Source organism: Rhodanobacter spathiphylli B39 (genome assembly GCF_000264295.1).
In the GTDB taxonomy this organism is placed as follows: Bacteria; Pseudomonadota; Gammaproteobacteria; order Xanthomonadales; family Rhodanobacteraceae; genus Rhodanobacter; species Rhodanobacter spathiphylli.
In genome coordinates, this window is sequence record NZ_AJXT01000003.1 from 98,757 (window position 1) to 114,375 (window position 15,619).

General features: G+C 59.5%; 16 protein-coding genes and 2 pseudogenes. 13 read left to right on the top strand and 5 right to left on the bottom strand.

Annotation, left to right across the window (positions count from 1 at the left end; genetic code table 11):
- The first annotated feature begins 217 nt into the window (after window positions 1-217).
- From UU7_RS18160 to UU7_RS00510, 5 genes are all read left to right on the top strand, one after another.
- Window positions 218-1,027: a sensor histidine kinase gene (locus UU7_RS18160; protein WP_162098629.1), complete on the top strand. Its 810-nt coding sequence runs from the start codon at window positions 218-220 to the stop codon at window positions 1,025-1,027.
- Entirely contained in the window at window positions 1,024-1,656 is a 633-nt protein-coding gene (locus tag UU7_RS00495) for a response regulator (RefSeq protein ID WP_007804324.1), read from the top strand. Before UU7_RS18160 ends, UU7_RS00495 begins: the two co-directional genes overlap by 4 nt.
- Window positions 1,657-1,981: 325 nt before the next feature.
- Window positions 1,982-2,929, top strand: coding sequence for an MBL fold metallo-hydrolase (locus tag UU7_RS00500; protein ID WP_007804326.1), 948 nt, complete (start codon window positions 1,982-1,984; stop codon window positions 2,927-2,929).
- A gap of 81 nt (window positions 2,930-3,010) precedes the next feature.
- Window positions 3,011-3,601, top strand: coding sequence for a DUF302 domain-containing protein (locus UU7_RS00505; protein WP_007804328.1), 591 nt, complete (start codon window positions 3,011-3,013; stop codon window positions 3,599-3,601).
- Window positions 3,602-3,710: 109 nt separating this feature from the next.
- Window positions 3,711-4,586 carry a polysaccharide deacetylase family protein gene (locus tag UU7_RS00510; protein WP_007804330.1) on the top strand — a complete coding sequence of 292 codons (876 nt, stop codon included), beginning with the start codon at window positions 3,711-3,713 and terminating at the stop codon, window positions 4,584-4,586.
- 74 nt (window positions 4,587-4,660) lie between these two features.
- Here UU7_RS00510 and tehA read toward each other — a convergent pair whose 3' ends face one another.
- The 3 genes from tehA to UU7_RS18865 form a co-directional block, all read right to left on the bottom strand.
- Window positions 4,661-5,653: a dicarboxylate transporter/tellurite-resistance protein TehA gene (gene tehA / locus UU7_RS00515; RefSeq protein ID WP_007804332.1), complete on the bottom strand. Its 993-nt coding sequence runs from the start codon at window positions 5,651-5,653 to the stop codon at window positions 4,661-4,663.
- A gap of 36 nt (window positions 5,654-5,689) precedes the next feature.
- On the bottom strand, window positions 5,690-6,031 hold the full coding sequence (locus UU7_RS00520) for a carboxymuconolactone decarboxylase family protein (protein ID WP_007804334.1): 342 nt from the start codon (window positions 6,029-6,031) through the stop codon (window positions 5,690-5,692).
- 221 nt (window positions 6,032-6,252) lie between these two features.
- Window positions 6,253-6,630: a helix-turn-helix domain-containing protein gene (locus UU7_RS18865; RefSeq protein ID WP_007804336.1), complete on the bottom strand. Its 378-nt coding sequence runs from the start codon at window positions 6,628-6,630 to the stop codon at window positions 6,253-6,255.
- Window positions 6,631-7,289: 659 nt separating this feature from the next.
- On the opposite strand from UU7_RS18865, the gene UU7_RS00525 reads away from it, so the two are divergent.
- The 3 genes from UU7_RS00525 (at window position 7,290) to UU7_RS00535 (ending at window position 9,722) form a co-directional block, all read left to right on the top strand.
- The gene (locus UU7_RS00525) at window positions 7,290-7,592 is read left to right on the top strand and encodes a tautomerase family protein (protein WP_007804338.1); all 303 of its coding nucleotides are present in this window, start codon (window positions 7,290-7,292) and stop codon (window positions 7,590-7,592) included.
- Window positions 7,593-7,774: 182 nt separating this feature from the next.
- Window positions 7,775-8,191 (top strand): DUF305 domain-containing protein, encoded by a 417-nt coding sequence (locus UU7_RS00530; RefSeq protein WP_083845895.1) that lies wholly within the window; start codon window positions 7,775-7,777, stop codon window positions 8,189-8,191.
- Window positions 8,192-8,249: 58 nt separating this feature from the next.
- Entirely contained in the window at window positions 8,250-9,722 is a 1,473-nt protein-coding gene (locus UU7_RS00535) for a YncE family protein (RefSeq protein WP_007804342.1), read from the top strand.
- Between the two features lie 216 nt (window positions 9,723-9,938).
- On the opposite strand, the gene UU7_RS00540 is transcribed toward UU7_RS00535, so the two are convergent.
- Window positions 9,939-11,072 carry a Gfo/Idh/MocA family protein gene (locus UU7_RS00540; RefSeq protein WP_007804344.1) on the bottom strand — a complete coding sequence of 378 codons (1,134 nt, stop codon included), beginning with the start codon at window positions 11,070-11,072 and terminating at the stop codon, window positions 9,939-9,941.
- A gap of 318 nt (window positions 11,073-11,390) precedes the next feature.
- Here UU7_RS00540 and UU7_RS00545 point away from each other — a divergent pair, with 318 nt between their 5' ends.
- The 4 genes and pseudogenes from UU7_RS00545 to UU7_RS18895 all read left to right on the top strand — a co-directional run.
- Complete coding sequence (locus UU7_RS00545) at window positions 11,391-11,783, top strand: hypothetical protein (protein ID WP_238530867.1); 393 nt, start codon at window positions 11,391-11,393, stop codon at window positions 11,781-11,783.
- Between the two features lie 52 nt (window positions 11,784-11,835).
- Window positions 11,836-12,153, top strand: a complete 318-nt coding sequence (locus UU7_RS00550) for an antitoxin Xre/MbcA/ParS toxin-binding domain-containing protein (protein WP_007804346.1) — start codon at window positions 11,836-11,838, stop codon at window positions 12,151-12,153.
- Between the two features lie 132 nt (window positions 12,154-12,285).
- Entirely contained in the window at window positions 12,286-13,665 is a 1,380-nt protein-coding gene (locus tag UU7_RS00555) for an FAD-containing oxidoreductase (RefSeq protein WP_007804347.1), read from the top strand.
- A 113-nt stretch (window positions 13,666-13,778) separates the two neighbouring features.
- Window positions 13,779-13,928: pseudogene (locus UU7_RS18895) on the top strand (IS256 family transposase); the annotation flags it as partial.
- 144 nt (window positions 13,929-14,072) lie between these two features.
- On the opposite strand, the pseudogene UU7_RS00565 reads toward UU7_RS18895, so the two are convergent.
- Window positions 14,073-14,980, bottom strand: a pseudogene (locus UU7_RS00565) (IS5 family transposase).
- A gap of 268 nt (window positions 14,981-15,248) precedes the next feature.
- Here UU7_RS00565 and UU7_RS18170 point away from each other — a divergent pair.
- On the top strand, window positions 15,249-15,617 hold the full coding sequence (locus UU7_RS18170) for a hypothetical protein (protein WP_157581780.1): 369 nt from the start codon (window positions 15,249-15,251) through the stop codon (window positions 15,615-15,617).
- The last annotated feature ends 2 nt before the right edge of the window (window positions 15,618-15,619 follow it).

A 15,619-nucleotide genomic window follows, 5' to 3' on the forward strand; every position in this document is an offset into this window, starting at 1 on the left:
GCATGCCTGGCATGTCGTGATGGTCTGTGCCCTTCTTGCGTCCTGTGCGGCTTCCAGTCTTGGCTCCCCAAGCGTGTCTGCTGGCGAGCCTGGGTGCGTTCACTCGACCGCGGGATGTGCGCGAGCCGATCTGGGCTACAGGCTCGCCGGAAAAAGCTCTTCGCGCCTCAAGGCCGCTGATCGGTCACCGGGAATCGGAGGCTCTGGGGTTCAACTCGTGTCCCGCGAGAAGCTCTTCTCGCCGCTTCCATGGCTGACCGTTGGCCTAGTTCTCTCACTCGTGCTCGCAAGGCCATGGCTGGAGTGGCGGATGAGGCAGGCACGGAAACGCCGGGAAGCACTTAAGGAAAAGAGCGAACGGAGTGCCCGTGAAAGCCACGACGTCCTGCTGCAGGAACTCCAGGGACTGGTGTTGCGCTTCGAGGCGGTGGCCAGGCGTATACCCGCCCACGATCCGCTTCGGGTCATGATGGACACCGTGCTGGAGCGAGCGGATCAGGTGGTGCTCGATGGGCGCGATCGTGTTCGTGCCATGCAGGCGGCCACCGAGCAGAGCCTCGAACTTTCCAAAGCGCTTGCGACGTTCGCCAATGATTTCGTTACCGATGACCCGCCAACTTTCTGCCTCGTGGTGGAGGGTAAAGAACGCAGCCTGGAAGGACGCGTTCACGCGTGCGTATACGCCATTGGCAAGGAAGCGATACGAAATGCGTTCCGGCACGCCAGGGCAAGTCACGTCGAAGTGGAGATCAACCATGGCCTGGATCGGTTCCGGTTGCGTGTTCGTGATGACGGGATCGGCATTGATGCGCGGATCGTAGGCGGGGCGGAATGCCCGAAGCACCGCGGTCTGACCGTCATGCGCGAGCGTACACTGCAGGTCGGAGCAGAATTGGCGATCTGGGGACGGGATGGCCTGGGCACCGAGGTGGAGTTTCAGGTGCATTCTGCGATCGCTTACGAAACCGGACGGAAAACATTCCTCGGCAAACTGCGTCGGCTTATGGGGGGAGGGAGGTACAAATGAGCGCAGGCAATCCCGCTATTCGGATACTCATTGCCGACGACCATCCTTTGCTTCGCGAAGGTGTGGCGGCCGTGCTTGAACAGGAACCGGATATTGAGCTCGTGGCTGAGGCGAGCGACGGCCTGGAGGCCGTGGAGCAATTCAGACACCACCGTCCCGATGTAACTCTCATGGACCTGGAGATGCCTGGCATGGGCGGGATCGAGGCTATCCAAGCCATCCGCAAAGAGTTCGAGCATGCCGTGATCATGGTGCTCACGACCTACAAGGGCGATGCCCAGGCGCTGCGTGCACTCAAGGCCGGAGCCAAGGGCTACATGCTCAAGAGCGCGGTTCGCAAGGAACTGGTAGACAGTATCCGCCTGCTTCATGCAGGCAAACGCTGCATCCCGGCAGAGATAGCCACCGAGATCGCCAGCCACGCCGTCGATGATGCTCTGACATTGCGCGAGATGGCGGTTCTGAAGTGTGTTGCTGCTGGCCAGTCAAATAAAGTCATCGCCAGAGAACTCTCTATCTCTGAAGACACCGTCAAAGTTCATATGAAGAGCATCCTGTCCAAGCTGGATGCACGGGCGCGAACGCACGCAGTAACGATTGCACTGCGAAGAGGCATCATCGGGCCTTGAACCGAGCGGCAGTCTGTGCCGACTGCCGCCCATGAGTACGGGAAGGACGATACCCCTGTGCCTCACGGGGACATGCAACTGGGCGCTTGCTGATTCCCTGGTAGTTGCTCCATCGACCTGCGGAACGTCCAATAACTTTCGAAGACACCGGCTTAGCCTTTCCTTGCGAACGCAAACTGGGGCTGACTCCGTTGTGCACGGATCGGCATGAAACCTCTGTACGGCCCATGGATACATGCCGAAACATTCCCTTGATTGCTTTCCGCGATATGCGGTGTTCGCGCAATGCCAAACGCCAACCCGGCGCTCATCAGAGGAAGCCAACATGCATTCAACACTGACAGGATCGAAACGCTGTATCGCGGCCACCGTCGCCTTGTTGATCGCGCTGATCTCTTCCGCACGTTCGCCTGCTCAGGCGACTGGCCCATTCGAGGTCATCAATCACGCCGCGGCGCAGAGCAACGTGCCGATGCATCACCTGCGCGGCAACATGTACGCGCTCGAAGGTTCGGGTGGAAACATCACGGTCCTGAGTGGTCCGGACGGGAAATTCCTTGTCGATGCCGGCATCGCCCTTTCCAGAACAAGAATCCGTAAGGATCTGGCCGATATCGGCAAACAATCAGTGAAATACGTGGTGAATACCCACTGGCACTGGGATCACGCCGACGGAAATGGGTGGCTGCGTGATGGCGGTGCTGCCGTCATTGCCACGCCACAGACGCTGAAGCATTTGAGCGAAAGTACCCGCGTGGATGCGTGGAACCACACCTTTGCACCCGTGCCGTCGAACGGGCGACCGACCATTCTGATCACCACTGAAAAGACGTTCGACATGGACAACGAGAAAATCCATGTCATGCCGATCCAGCCCAGCCATACGGATGGCGATATCGTCGTCTATTTCGAAAAAAATAATGTCATCGCCACCGGAGACGTGTTCTGGAATGGCGTCTATCCCTTCATCGATGACCAACAAGGTGGTGGCATCGATGGAACGATCGCTGTTGATAGCCGACTCATCGGCATGAGCGACGACCAGACCGTCATCGTGCCAGGTCACGGGCCTGTGGCCACACGCGCCGACCTGATCGCATTCCGGGACATGCTCAAGAGTACCCGCGAAAAAATTGTTGCGCTCAAGAGCAAGGGGTTGTCGGTCGACGAGATCATTGCTGCCAAACCGACGGCGGCATACGACGCAAGATGGGGTGGCTCCATCATCAATCCCGCGACGTTTGTCAGGGTTGTATATGACGGCCTGAAGTAGCGGTGGTCGCGTCAGGGGCGGCCGTATTCGGCGCGTGGGCTGCCCACGAAATCCGCCTGCAAGCGGCCAACCGCTCTTTCGATGCAGCGCCATATCGCGGACACACCGGAGATCCGCAAGCTGGTCTGCAATGTGCACCATTTCACCGGATGGATCGATTCAATGATTGATGAGCTGGTGGTCTACGCCACCCCGAGCCGGCCGCGATTCCAACGCATCCTGACTTCGGCTTTCACGTTTGAGGAAACGCTGCAGCGACTTCGGCAGGCCATCGCGGATGCCGATCTATGGGTGATTTACGAGATCAACCCCCAGATGCTGCTGGCGCGTGGCGGGTTTCGGATCGACTCATCGAGACAGCTGCTTTTCTTTCATCCAAGGTATGTGGTGCGCATTCTGAAGCGCAATCCCAGTGCCTTGATCGAGATTCCCCTGAAGGTCCTCGTGATGCAGATGCCGGACGGATCGGTGACGGTGCGGCAGAACGACGTGGAGGCGATGCTTCGTCGCTATCCTGAAATGAGCGAGTTGGCCATCGAGCTCGCTGACCTGTCCAGGCGGGTGACCGCTTCGGTAAGCGGGAAGTCCGGGACTCGCGAAGAATCAAGTCAATCGCCATCTGGCTTGCCATCTCCAGGATCGGCAGTGTCGGGCCTTCCGGGGATATGGTGAATGACCCGGGATGCTATATCCGCTACAGATTCAGGCCGGCGGAGTGGCCGTCGGCATCACCCCACGGTACGCGCCGCTTTCCCACTCAACTGCCGAAACGGAACATCTCATGTTCACGCCATCCACCACAGGGCCGTTCTGGCCCGACAACACCCGCCTGGTCATTTCGATCTCGATGCAGTTCGAAGCCGGCGGCCAGCCTCCCAAAGGTACCGACAGTCCGTTTCCTCCAGTCGATTTTCCCGATAGCGTACCGTCCGATCCGGCGACCAATACCTGGTTCGCCTACGGCTATCGGGAGGGTATTCCGCGCATGCTGGATCTGTGGGATCGGCATGAGGTAAAGGTGACCTCACACATGATCGGCGAGGCCGCCCGAAAGCACCCGGACCTGGCGCGTGAGATCGTTGCGCGCGGCCATGAAGCGGCAGCGCATGGCCCGCAATGGCGTTCGCAGTATGCGATGAGTCGAGAAGAGGAGGAGCATTTCATTGCCGATGGCACGCGGATGGTCGAGGAAATCACCGGCCAGCGGCCGAGCGGCTACAACGCCAACTGGTTGCGCCGTGGGCCTCATACGCTTTCGCTACTGCAGAAGCTTGGTTACAGCTATCACATCGACGACCTGAGCCGCGATGAGCCCTTTATCGAGCAGGTAAACGGCATGGACTTTGTAGTTGTACCTTATACCCTGCGCAACAACGACATCCTGTTGGTCGAAGGTCGCAACTACTCGCCGGATATGTTCCTGGCACAGGTCAAGCGTGACTTCGATGAGCTATACCGGGAAGCAGATGCACGCCGACGCATGATGTCGATCAGCGCCCACGACCGCATCAGCGGCTCGCCGCAGATGGTCAGTGTCTGGGACGAATTCATCCGCTATGCCAAGAGCAGGCCCGGTGTTTCCTTCATGCGCAAGGACGAGATCGCCAGGTTCGCGTTGCAAAGCCCGCTGACGCTGCGCGAAAGCGAAACCATCTGACACTTTCGCGGGTACCGGTCATCGGTAGCTGCCTCCACTGCAGTGAGACATGCGATGAATATGCGGATCGCGTCTTATTGATGAGGTGTTGCGGTATTCGCAAGCGTCGGCGCGGCAGCATGCGGCGGTAGAAGTCGCCCCTGCAGCAAGCGGATCAGCGTGCCGATTACCAGTACTGCCATTACGGCGTTGGCCAGAATGAAGACGGCTGGTGCCAGCAGCGGTATGGCCCCTTGGACGCCGCGCAACGTCATCTGCATGGCACCGATCGCTATGGCGGTGACGCCAAAGCTGAAAGCCCAGTAGGACGGTGCGAACGGTTGATGAACGACCCACGGTATCAGCCGTGCCAGCATCAGCAACTGAAACAGCCCATAGCCCCACATTGTCTGCACAAACGGATCAGGCAAACCATGCGTGTTGGCAAGCCACGCAACCGTGGCGACCGCGGGCGGTGCCAGTTGAATGCCCAGCGTGGGGCGCAATGGATCGGCCAGCGGCGGCCCCATCCACAGGCGCATCAGGATCACCGATTCCATGACGACCCAGTTGAAGAAGCCGATGCCGAAGAACAGCAGCCCCCAGGAGCTGAAGCCGAGCACACCGGCAACGATGGCGCTGATCAGGTTGCCTGCCACGGTTGGCAGGAACAGCACGGGCGTGTTCATGGCGATATCACGCCCACCACGCCACATGCCACCAGAATGAAAAACCCCGAAAACCAGCTGCCCGGCTGCACCGATTGTGAGTGCTGCCACTGCAATACGATGCGCATGCGGTGCCAACACGATGCCCATGAGTGAGGTAGAGGCCGGAAGCAAACCGATGAAACAGCACTGGATGGCATCGTGCAGCTCATCCAGTGCGTCCGCACGAGCAAACCACCACTTGCCGAGATAGGCGATGGTAATCGTGGCCCAGATCAGGGCACCGGCCACCATGATGACTTCGCTGACCATGTCAGGAAGTCCCCATAAGGCAGCGCCGGCACGCCACGCGCTGCCGAGTGCGACCATACCGAGCACCATGCCGAAGTACGCGGCGGGAATCGTTCGAAAAGCACGCATGCGGTTCTCCTCGGTGGTCGCGCCGGATCGGTGAATTTACGTGGCGCCATATGCCTCCACGGCGTCCATAACCCGGGATGAATAGACCATTGCCGCTCCGGCATTCAGCGCCACCGCGACACCGAGTGCCTCGGCAATCTCTTCGCGCGATGCACCGTGCTTCAGCGCCTCGGCGGTATGCACCGTGATACAGCCATCGCATTGACGGGTGACGGCTACGGCCAGTGCGATCAGCTCGCGCGTCTTCGCATCCAGCTGACTGGTTTTGTGGCCGGCTTTGGACAAGGTCTGGTAGCCGACGAGCGTGTCGGGGCTGAGCTTGCCGATCTCTCCAATGCGGCCCATCAATTGTTTGCGGTAGTTCTGCCAATCGAGCATGGGGGAATCCTCGCGGTGCGTGCGGCGGTCGACGATTTTCCTGACCGGGTGCGCGAAGTATCACGGGCTGCATCGGCCTGACCAACACCCGAAAGAGGTAAGGTTTCGCACCACGTCGGAGCGGAAATATTCGCTCGTCAGGCAGCTCCAAGGTAAGCGCGATCCTCCTTTCGAGCAGAGGCGCTAGCCGGCGGTGAGCCAATCGAATGGCGACTTGCGGATCAGTTCCGGTGGCCCGGATGAGCTGCTGTTCCAGGCGAGGCATCAGCGCAGTCGGGAACCACGCTTTTGCGCCACGCTCCTGGAGTGGTTCCAAGCCATTTCCTGAATACCCGGCACATATGCGCCTGTTCACAGAAGCCGCATTCCAGTGCTATCTCGCTGAGAGGAAAGTCGGTATCGCGAAGCATCGTCTTCGCCGCTTCGATGCGTTGCCTTGTCAGCCAGCGATGCGGCGGCAGGCCAACAGACTCCTTGAACAGGCGGGCAAAATGTCCTTTCGACAACCTGCATGCGGCTGCGGCATGCGATACAGGACAATATTCGTCCAAGGCGTGAGCCAACAACGTCTGCGCCTTGTGAATCTGCCAGGTTGCCAAGCCGTATGCCCTGGCCTGGAAAGATGCGGACGTCGGCTGGTCGGGCACGTCTGCCGACGCGGTACCGATACCGCGCAATATCACCGGGGCTGACAGAAGCGAACACCCTTGATCGTCACCTCGACGAAGCCAATACGGCAATGACCCATCCGGGATGACTGGGTCGGCGATATCTTCCCCTGCGCACGTCTCGATGCGATGACGGCCGGCTCTTCGATGCGAGGTAGCTGCGGGTGGCCTGCGCTGGAACCTCTTTCCACCCGTTTCAGCATGCAGGTTGTCGAGGCACTTTCTATCGGGCATGGCGACATCTCGCAACTGGCGTAAGCGGAAGGGTTTTTCAGGAAAGCTTTACCCGCTGTTCGGGCTTTGCTTGTCCGGCACGTCGACCATAGATGTGATCGACGTGCTGCCGCGTCACCACTCGGATGGGTGCGCCACTACTACCAAAGAGTCATGAGGGATGTCTGCTGCCGTGGCTATGCACTTCGATCATTCGGTGGAATGACCGCGCATCCACCATCACGTCACCCACTGATGTGCAAATCATCCAATAGTTTTCATCGCTACCGACCTAGCATCCGTATGCGGTTTGGAACTCTCAATTGATCGGAAGAAAGCAGCGCGACGCATGTCGCCCATGACCTGAGGAAACGACTATGCCCTTTGTCAACGTAAAGATCGTGGATGGCGTCTTCACCAGCGAAGAGAAGCACGCAATGGCGAAGGAGCTCACTGAAGTGATGGTGAAGTACGAGGGTTCCGAAGCCTTCCGTGAAGTAGTGTGGGTTCTTATCGAGGAGCTCCATACGGATGGATGGCATATCGGCGGCCGCCCGTTCGCTGGCCCGAAATCGCTGATGGAGAACCTCGGCAATTCGAAGAAGATTTTCGAGATGATCGATGGTGCCCCGGCAAGCCGCGAAGAGTTCGCTGCGGTCATGCCTGCCCGAAGCAAATGAGGCGTGCAGACATGAGCGCTGGTTCTCATCCCGAACGCGTGCACGCACGCATGGAATTCCGGCTGCCGTCTGTCGCGAATTCAGAAGGGTGTGAGGGTTGCCGGCTCACATCAAGGAGAGCTGGATCGGCCTCTTCGTCTGAAGATCTCCTGGCCAGGCGACTTCGCGTTGCGACGCGGGTCATGTCCATCGCATTGGCTTGCGCCGTTCCGACTTTTGCGTTGGCTGGCGGCAGTGGGCACTCCGCTTCAGGAGAGAGGACTCCAGCTTCCCAAGCCTTGCCGAAGGCACATCATGAGGCACCGTTCCTGGCGGCGAACGATGCCGCCATGACAAAGATGATGAATGGCATGTCGGTACGGCCGAGTGGCGATATCGATCACGACTTCGTCGCGATGATGGTGCCTCACCATCAAGGTGCCATTGACATGGCGGTGGCCGAGCTTCGCTACGGTCACAACGAACGGCTCAGACGGCTTGCGCAGGAAATCATCGTGACGCAGCAACAGGAGATTGCCGCGATGCGCCTGGCGATCGGCGAGCCGCTTCCGCCCTCCCATGCTTCACCCACCCAGCCCCCACCCGTGTCCGATCACTAATGCATGCGGCGGTGTTGGCTCCATGCATGTTCGAGACAGTTTGGACGAGGAGTCGATTATGAAATCCGTGATTTTTTCCATGGCGTTGCTCGCCTGCGCTTGTCTTGCCGGACTGCCGTACGCTCGTGCGGGTCAGGCTCCCGGCTCAGCAAGCGATCGTGACATTCCCATCAGTCATCGTGATCGCGTCTACGCGGCCGAGCAGTTCTCCAATACGGTGTCGGTGACGGATCCTGTCGACAACCGATTGCTTGGTGTCATTCGCCTGGGAGACCCCTTGCCCGGAAACCTGAGTGCGCTTTACAAGGGGCAGCTGCTGGTACACGGAATGGGGTATTCCCCGGATCACCGGACGCTGGCGGTCGTATCGATCGGCAGCAATTCGGTGACCTTCATCGACACCACCACCAATGCCGTGAAGCACACGACCTATGTGGGACGCTCGCCGCACGAGGCATTCTTCACGCCGGATGGTCGTGAGGTCTGGGTCACCATCCGAGGTGAGGATTACATCGACGTACTCGACGGCAACACCTACGCGGAAAAAACGCGGATCAAGGTTCCGGCCGGACCCGGCATGCAGATCTTCTCGCCGGACGGCAAGTACGGCTATGTCTGCTCGTCTTTCAATCCCGAGACAGACGTGATCGCAGTCGCCAATCACACCATCGTCGGCCGGGTCAAACAGGCAAGCCCTTTCTGCCCCAACATCGCAGCGACACCCGATGGAAAGCAGGTGTGGTTCACGTTGAAGGATATAGGCAAGGTGCAGGTCTTCGACGCCCGCCCACCGTTCGCGCTGCTCAAGACACTCGATACCGGACCGCTCACCAACCATGTGAATTTTGCACGCACAACGAAGGGCAGCTTCGCCTACGTGACGATTGGTGGTCCGAACCAGGTCAAGGTCTACCGTACGGACGATTTCGAGCAGGTCGCCACTATACCCGTCGGCAAGCTTCCGCATGGCTTGTGGCCTTCTGGTGATGGATCGCGGATCTATGTTGATCTGGAGAACGGCGATGCCGTGACGGCCATCGATACGTTGACCAACAAGGTCATTGCGACAGTCCCGGTGGGACAGGCACCGCAAGCGCTGGTCTATGTCCCTGATGCGGTGCCCGCCGGCAAGGGCACACAAAATCTCCAGCCGCTGGGTCTGGCGGGTCAAGCCACGCATCTCATGCTTGCATCGCGTGCTGGCCATACCGTTAGCAGTGCCGAGGCACCGACCAGCGTGTCCCTGTTTGATCAAGGCCTGACGCAGGTGCTTCAAGCGGTAGTCACGGACTTGCCGCCCAAGCAACCATATGTACTCGCCTTGGCGACGCGAGCGGACGGCACCGGTGCTCTGGTTCCCCTGGCGGCATTCAAGACCAATCCGGCTGGCTCCGCCGTCGTCAACGCAGTGGGGCCGATCCGCCAGGTCGTGCAGGAGGGTAATGCCGCGGTGGATCGGCGCTATCTGGTGATCGTCCCTGGAACCGCTGCGGCTCACGGCGCGCCGGTGCAGATACAGGTTTTCAGGTAAGGATCTCCGCCAAGGCCGCGATATTTATGCCGATACGGAACAAGGTGTGTTCATGCAGGCATCCCTTCGCGGCGGCTGGAAGGAAATGGAGGGAGCCACACGCTGCGCATACAATCCGTATGGCCGCGTAGGCTCGCCGGCCCAGTCGACTGCTGCTGGCGGGTTGATGCTCCTATACCCCCATTATTGTGCAGTATTCCGCATGAAGGCCAGATGCTAGGGCAGCACCACCGCAGGCTCGCGGATATATTGCGTCGAACCGCTTCGACTGGCCTCCTCGATCGCCGCGAGCAGTCGATGACGGCGCAGGGCGTACTGGAAATCCGGCACCGTCCGGCTCCCCTCGCGAATGTCATGGGCGAGATGAGCGTAGGTGCGCAACACGTTCGCACCAATATCGCCTGACAGGCCACCCGGTTCGTGCGCATAGCTCTCGGGCAGTTCCAGACCCACAACCGTTGTCTGTTTACCCGAACCGCCAAGCAGCAGCAGATCGGCAACTTGCAGGTTTCCGACGGACGAAGTGATGACCAGGTCGCCCTCCGTGCCGTTGATTTCCCAGCGTAGATTGTCGCCACGCGAAACTCCGCCACGATAGAAGATCGAGGCGATGGCACCGCTCGCCAGTGTTCCCGAAATGGCAATCTGATCCGGCGTGGTGACGGGAACTTCGAGGCCATCTTCCGCTATCTGCACAGTCGAGCGCCGCACGGCGGTGGAAGCAGCCACCGAGACGAAATCGCCGAGCACGAAGTTCACTGCTTCCAGCGCATGGAGTGTGGGCACCGATAGCGTCGATGCTCCATTTGTGGCGTCGAACATGTAGGCATGTGCACGGTCGGTAACGCCGCCCCAGGCGATGCCGGAGCCGACCAGGGTCGTGCCGAGTACCTCACCGATATAGCCATCGGTAACCAGGGTACGGGCATGCCGGACGGCTGGCGCGAAGCGTGCCTGCAGTCCGATCGCGGTTCTTGCATCAACCATCCGCGCGCGGTCGGCCAGATCGATCGCTTCGTCCAGATTTTTGCCCAGCGGCCATTCGCTGAGCACCATCCTGCCGGCATCGAGGGCCGCCGAAATCAAGGCGTGATGATGCGGCACCTTGACCGCGACGACCACCAGATCGACGTCGGGATGTGTAATCAGATCGACGGGGTCAGTGAAAGCTGGCACGCCAAAAGCTTCGGCGGCCGCGCGTGCCGACTCGGGTCGGCTGGTGCTTATCGCGCGCAGTTCATAGTCCGGCAAGGCCTGGATGGCCGGGATATGGGCAGCCATCGCCCACCCGGGGTTCAAGGGGCTCGCACCGATCACCCCGACACCGATCGCGTTCTTGATGATGCTCATGATCTACTTCCGGTCAGGTCGTTTTCAGCCGTTTGCGGCATGGCGATAGTGGCGTTGATGGTTCCGCCCAGTATCGCGCGCCACCCCAAACCGCTGAATACTCGAAAGAGGTAGGTATCTTCGGCAGCACCGAGGGCTCTAACGGTCGCGACTCCTAGGAAAGAGGACCTTTCGTGATCGAGAGTCAAGAGTTTGCCATCGGCGACCACTGCATGCGTTGCCTCAACGACGGCCCTGATCACACCCGTTCCGGATGGATCGTTTAGCTGCCTGTGGTGGTGGCATCGAAGTGCAGGGAAGGGTCAAGTCAGTGCAAGAATGGAAAAGCCCGCAAGCGTCGCAACACCTAATCTCGTGTTGTATCGAAACGAGGGCACACCGATGCATGCCAGCCGTGCGATCCGCTCCAGCAACAATATCTCCTTGCGCAAATTGTTGTGCGCGGCCTATCTGGCCGATCCTCGCGATCAACTGATTTCGCCGATCGGCGAGCGTGATTACAGCACCCTATTCGGCCGTATTCCGGTGGCATTGGCTGTACTTCGGATGGCGGCACAGATCGAGCCGGATCCGGCTGCGGTGATGCAGTGGTACCGCCACACCCGCATTACCGAACTTGGGTATCTCACGGCTGAACAATTGGTCGCGCTGGGCCGTGCGGAAGCGGTGATCACGTTCCTTCGCTCGGTGCGCGATGGTCGGCGCGACTGAATCCGTACGAGTGGCTATCCCAACTTCCAAAGGCCGCAGCAGGAGTCAACCCATGCGCAAACCGCAGATCCGGCTTCAGAACATCGCCGATGACCTTGCCCGCATCAATGCCCAGCGCGACGCGTTGGTACTTGGCGCGCTTGAAGCCTTGGAATATGGACATGCGTCGCTGGTGCAAGTGCTGTTGGAGAAGGTAGGCAGTCGACAACGGGCGGCGTACTGGATGTGCCTGCGTCAGCGTGCACTGGGCGGCAGGAGTGCTTACGAACTGCTGGCCGATGGCGAAGAGGATAGCGTGTGGGATCTGTTGTCGGGTGCGGAACAGGTCGATACTTCACATTCATTACGAGTACCCGTCCCTGCTGAATGACCGCCTGCCGTAGCGATCTCACCGCAAAGTTGTGTGTGACTGATTTGCTGGCCAGAGCGACACTTCCCGTTGGAGGTTCGGCAAGTTCACTGCCTGAAGACGTTATGCACCGTCCAGACAACTGGAGGTTCTATGAGTCAGCATTTTGATGCGGTCGTGATTGGTGCCGGGCAGGCGGGGCCGCCGCTCGCCGAGAGACTGGGCAAGGCGGGCAAGCGCGTTGCCGTGATCGAACGGAAGCTTGTGGGTGGCACCTGCGTCAACACCGGTTGCATTCCCACCAAGGCGATGGTGGCCAGCGCCTATGCGGCGCACATGACGCATCGCGCGCATGAATACGGTGTACTGCAAGCCTCGGATTCACAGGTTGACATGCAGCGGGTATGGGAGCGCACGCAAGGCATTTCCGGCAAGGCACGCAACGGCGTCGACAGCTGGCTACGCAACATGGCCAATGTAACCCTGCTTGAAGGGCACGCACGGTTCGATTCAGCAACAACCCTGCGTCTGGGCGAAACCCTTATCAAGGCGGAATCGTTTTTCATCAATGTCGGCGGTCGTGCATCCGTGCCGGCATTTCCCGGCATCGATTCCGTGCCGTTTCTCACCAACACCGGGATGATGGGTCTGCGCGAATTACCAGAGCACCTGCTCATCGTCGGCGGTAGCTACATCGGTCTGGAATTTGGCCAGATGTTTCGGCGCTTCGGCTCCAAGGTAACCATCGTCGAGCGGGCAACGTGCCTGTTGCCAAGAGAGGACGCGGACATCTCCAAAGCCATTCTGGAACTGCTGCAGGACGAAGGTGTCACCGTTCATCTGGGCGCCGAGTGCATCGCACTGGCTGGAAAGGCCGGCGCAGTGAAGGTGAAGGCCGAAGGCAACCAGCTTTGCGAGAAGGCAGTGGGAACACACTTGCTGCTCGCCGTGGGGCGTCAACCCAATACGGATGACCTGGGCCTGGACAGAGCGGGGGTCGTCGCCGATGCCCGCGGTTACATCCAGGTGGATGAGCAGTGCAGAACCAATGTAGCGGGGATCTGGGCCATGGGTGATTGCAATGGGCGCGGGGCTTTTACCCACACGGCCTACAACGATTTCGAAATCGTCGCAGCGAATGTGCTGGATCAAGACCAGCGTCGCATTTCCGACCGCATCCCCGCCTACAGCCTGTTTACCGACCCGCCGCTGGCGCGGGTCGGTCTCACCGAACGGGAGGCACGGCAATCCGGTCGTGAAGTGCTGGTCGGTGTTCGGCCCATGTCGCGGGTGGGGCGCGCCATCGAGCGCGGCGAAACAGTCGGCTTCATGAAGGCGGTGGTCGACGGTGCCACGCAAGAGCTGCTTGGTGCAGCGATCTTCGGAGTGAATGGGGACGAGGCCATTCATTGCTTGCTGGACGTGATGTACGCCAAAGCACCGTATACCGTGGTATCCCGCGCCGTGCATATTCATCCGACTGTTGCTGAACTGTTGCCCACGGCGCTGCAAAGCCTTCATGCGAGCCGCTAAAACTGTCCCGTTCAGTTACAGGGACGTCAAGGCGCCAGCAAAGCATTGTTTTTATTGAATTAGCTGGAGTCAGCTAAAATTAGCAAACCCGAAGAATTCTTGCTAATCGAGGCAACCGTGGCTGGTTCCCGAACTACGAGGCACTGTTGAAATCGTTCTACTTGGCGCTTCGATCAATCAGCAAGAAATGGACGATTCCGATCAGTAACTGGAAGGCCGTCCTGAACCCATTTACGATCCGGTTCGAGGGGCGGCTCCCTTAGGGATGCTCTGATCTATTGAACCTTAAATGGCCGTTCATACGGCCATGCGAAAAGGCTGGGCTTGCTACGACAAAAAGATGGCTTTGAAGGCGGGTCGCCGCCACCGTCGTGCCGATTCACCCCGAATCACCTCCATTTTCCGCCTCACAGGCGCACCTCCCCTGCCGAAGCCATCAATGTTCGCCGCGCCATCCAAAGGTTCGACAGCGCAAACAGGGTCAGCACTTGCGCCGTGTTCTTGAGCAGTCCCTTGAAACGCACTTTCACATAGCCGAACCGACGCTTCACCACGCGGAACGGATGCTCCACCTTGGAACGTACGGCGGCCTTCATGTGTTCAGTGTGCTTGACCGCCTCCTTCAACTCGCCCTCGGGCATCGTCTTGACGCTGCCGCGCTTGGCCGCGATGTACCACGTGCGACCGCGCTTGGGTGCGCGCTTATGCGCACCCTGGTAGCCGGCGTCGTGGTGACGTTGTGTACCAGCCCTGATTCCACATCGACCCCGATGTGGGCCTTCATGCCGAAGTACCATTGCTGGCCCTTCTTGGTTTGGCGCATCTCGGGGTCGCGTGCCTTGTCTGCATTCTTGGTTGACGACGGCGCCTGGATGATCGTGGCATCGACGATCGTGCCTTGGCGCAACAACAGACCCTGCTGACCCAAGTGGGCGTTGACCGCTTCGAGGATCTTTACCGCCAGGCCGTGCTGCTCCAGGAAGCGGCGGAACTTCAGGATCGTCGTCTCGTCCGGGATCGCGTCCTCGTTCAACTCCAGCCCGGCGAAACGGCGCATCGACTCGATCTCGTACAGCGCATCCTCCATTGCCGGATCACTCAGCGCGTACCACTGCTGCATGAAGTGGATGCGCAGCATGGTCGATGCCGCCATCGGGGGGCGACCGCGACGCCCGGAGGTCGGATAGCTCGGTTCGATCAGCGCCAACAAATCCGCCCACGGCACGACCTTGTCCATCTCGCCAAGGAACTTCTCCCGGCGGGTTGGCTTCTTCTTGGCATCGAAACTCAACGACGCGAACGAACGATGCTTCATCGGAGATATGCTTTCTGGGGCTCGTCGCTATGATGCCTCAGACGGGGAATAGATCAGAGCATCCCTAGCAGTGAGACCAGTCGGGTGATTTCAGTCTGCAGTGCCGCCATGGAATAGCTGTTCGTCATGGATCAACCACCTTGCTGGCTCCCAACCGTCGCAGGGCATGATACGGCGCGGGAGCACATTGCAGCCTCCCTGATTGACGGAGGAAACCGCGATGGCCAGGCAGCCAAAACAGCGTGCCGCAATGGAGGGGGATGCCAACATGTTCAAGCTTTCTTCCCGTCAGCATGCGCCGGGTCTGACGATACAGAGTTCCATCCGTGTCGTGCCGCTGCACTTGACCGAACGGTTCGGCCCACCGTCCGGAGCCACCGGTGATGGCAAGGTGTCAGGAAATTATGTATTTGAAGATAGTGGCGGTAACACCTTGGCAATTTATGATTGGAAGTCGACAGCGCTCTATGACGCTCATCCCGCGGCGAATCTACCCACTGTTAACGAGTTTTGGGCTTCCGACGAACCTATGGAATTCACCCTGGCTGCGAGCGGCAGTGTCGACCTGATCGGGTTCGCTCGATGGATTGGAGCCACGAGCATAGGCATTGGAACATGGCAATGGATGAACCTGTAACG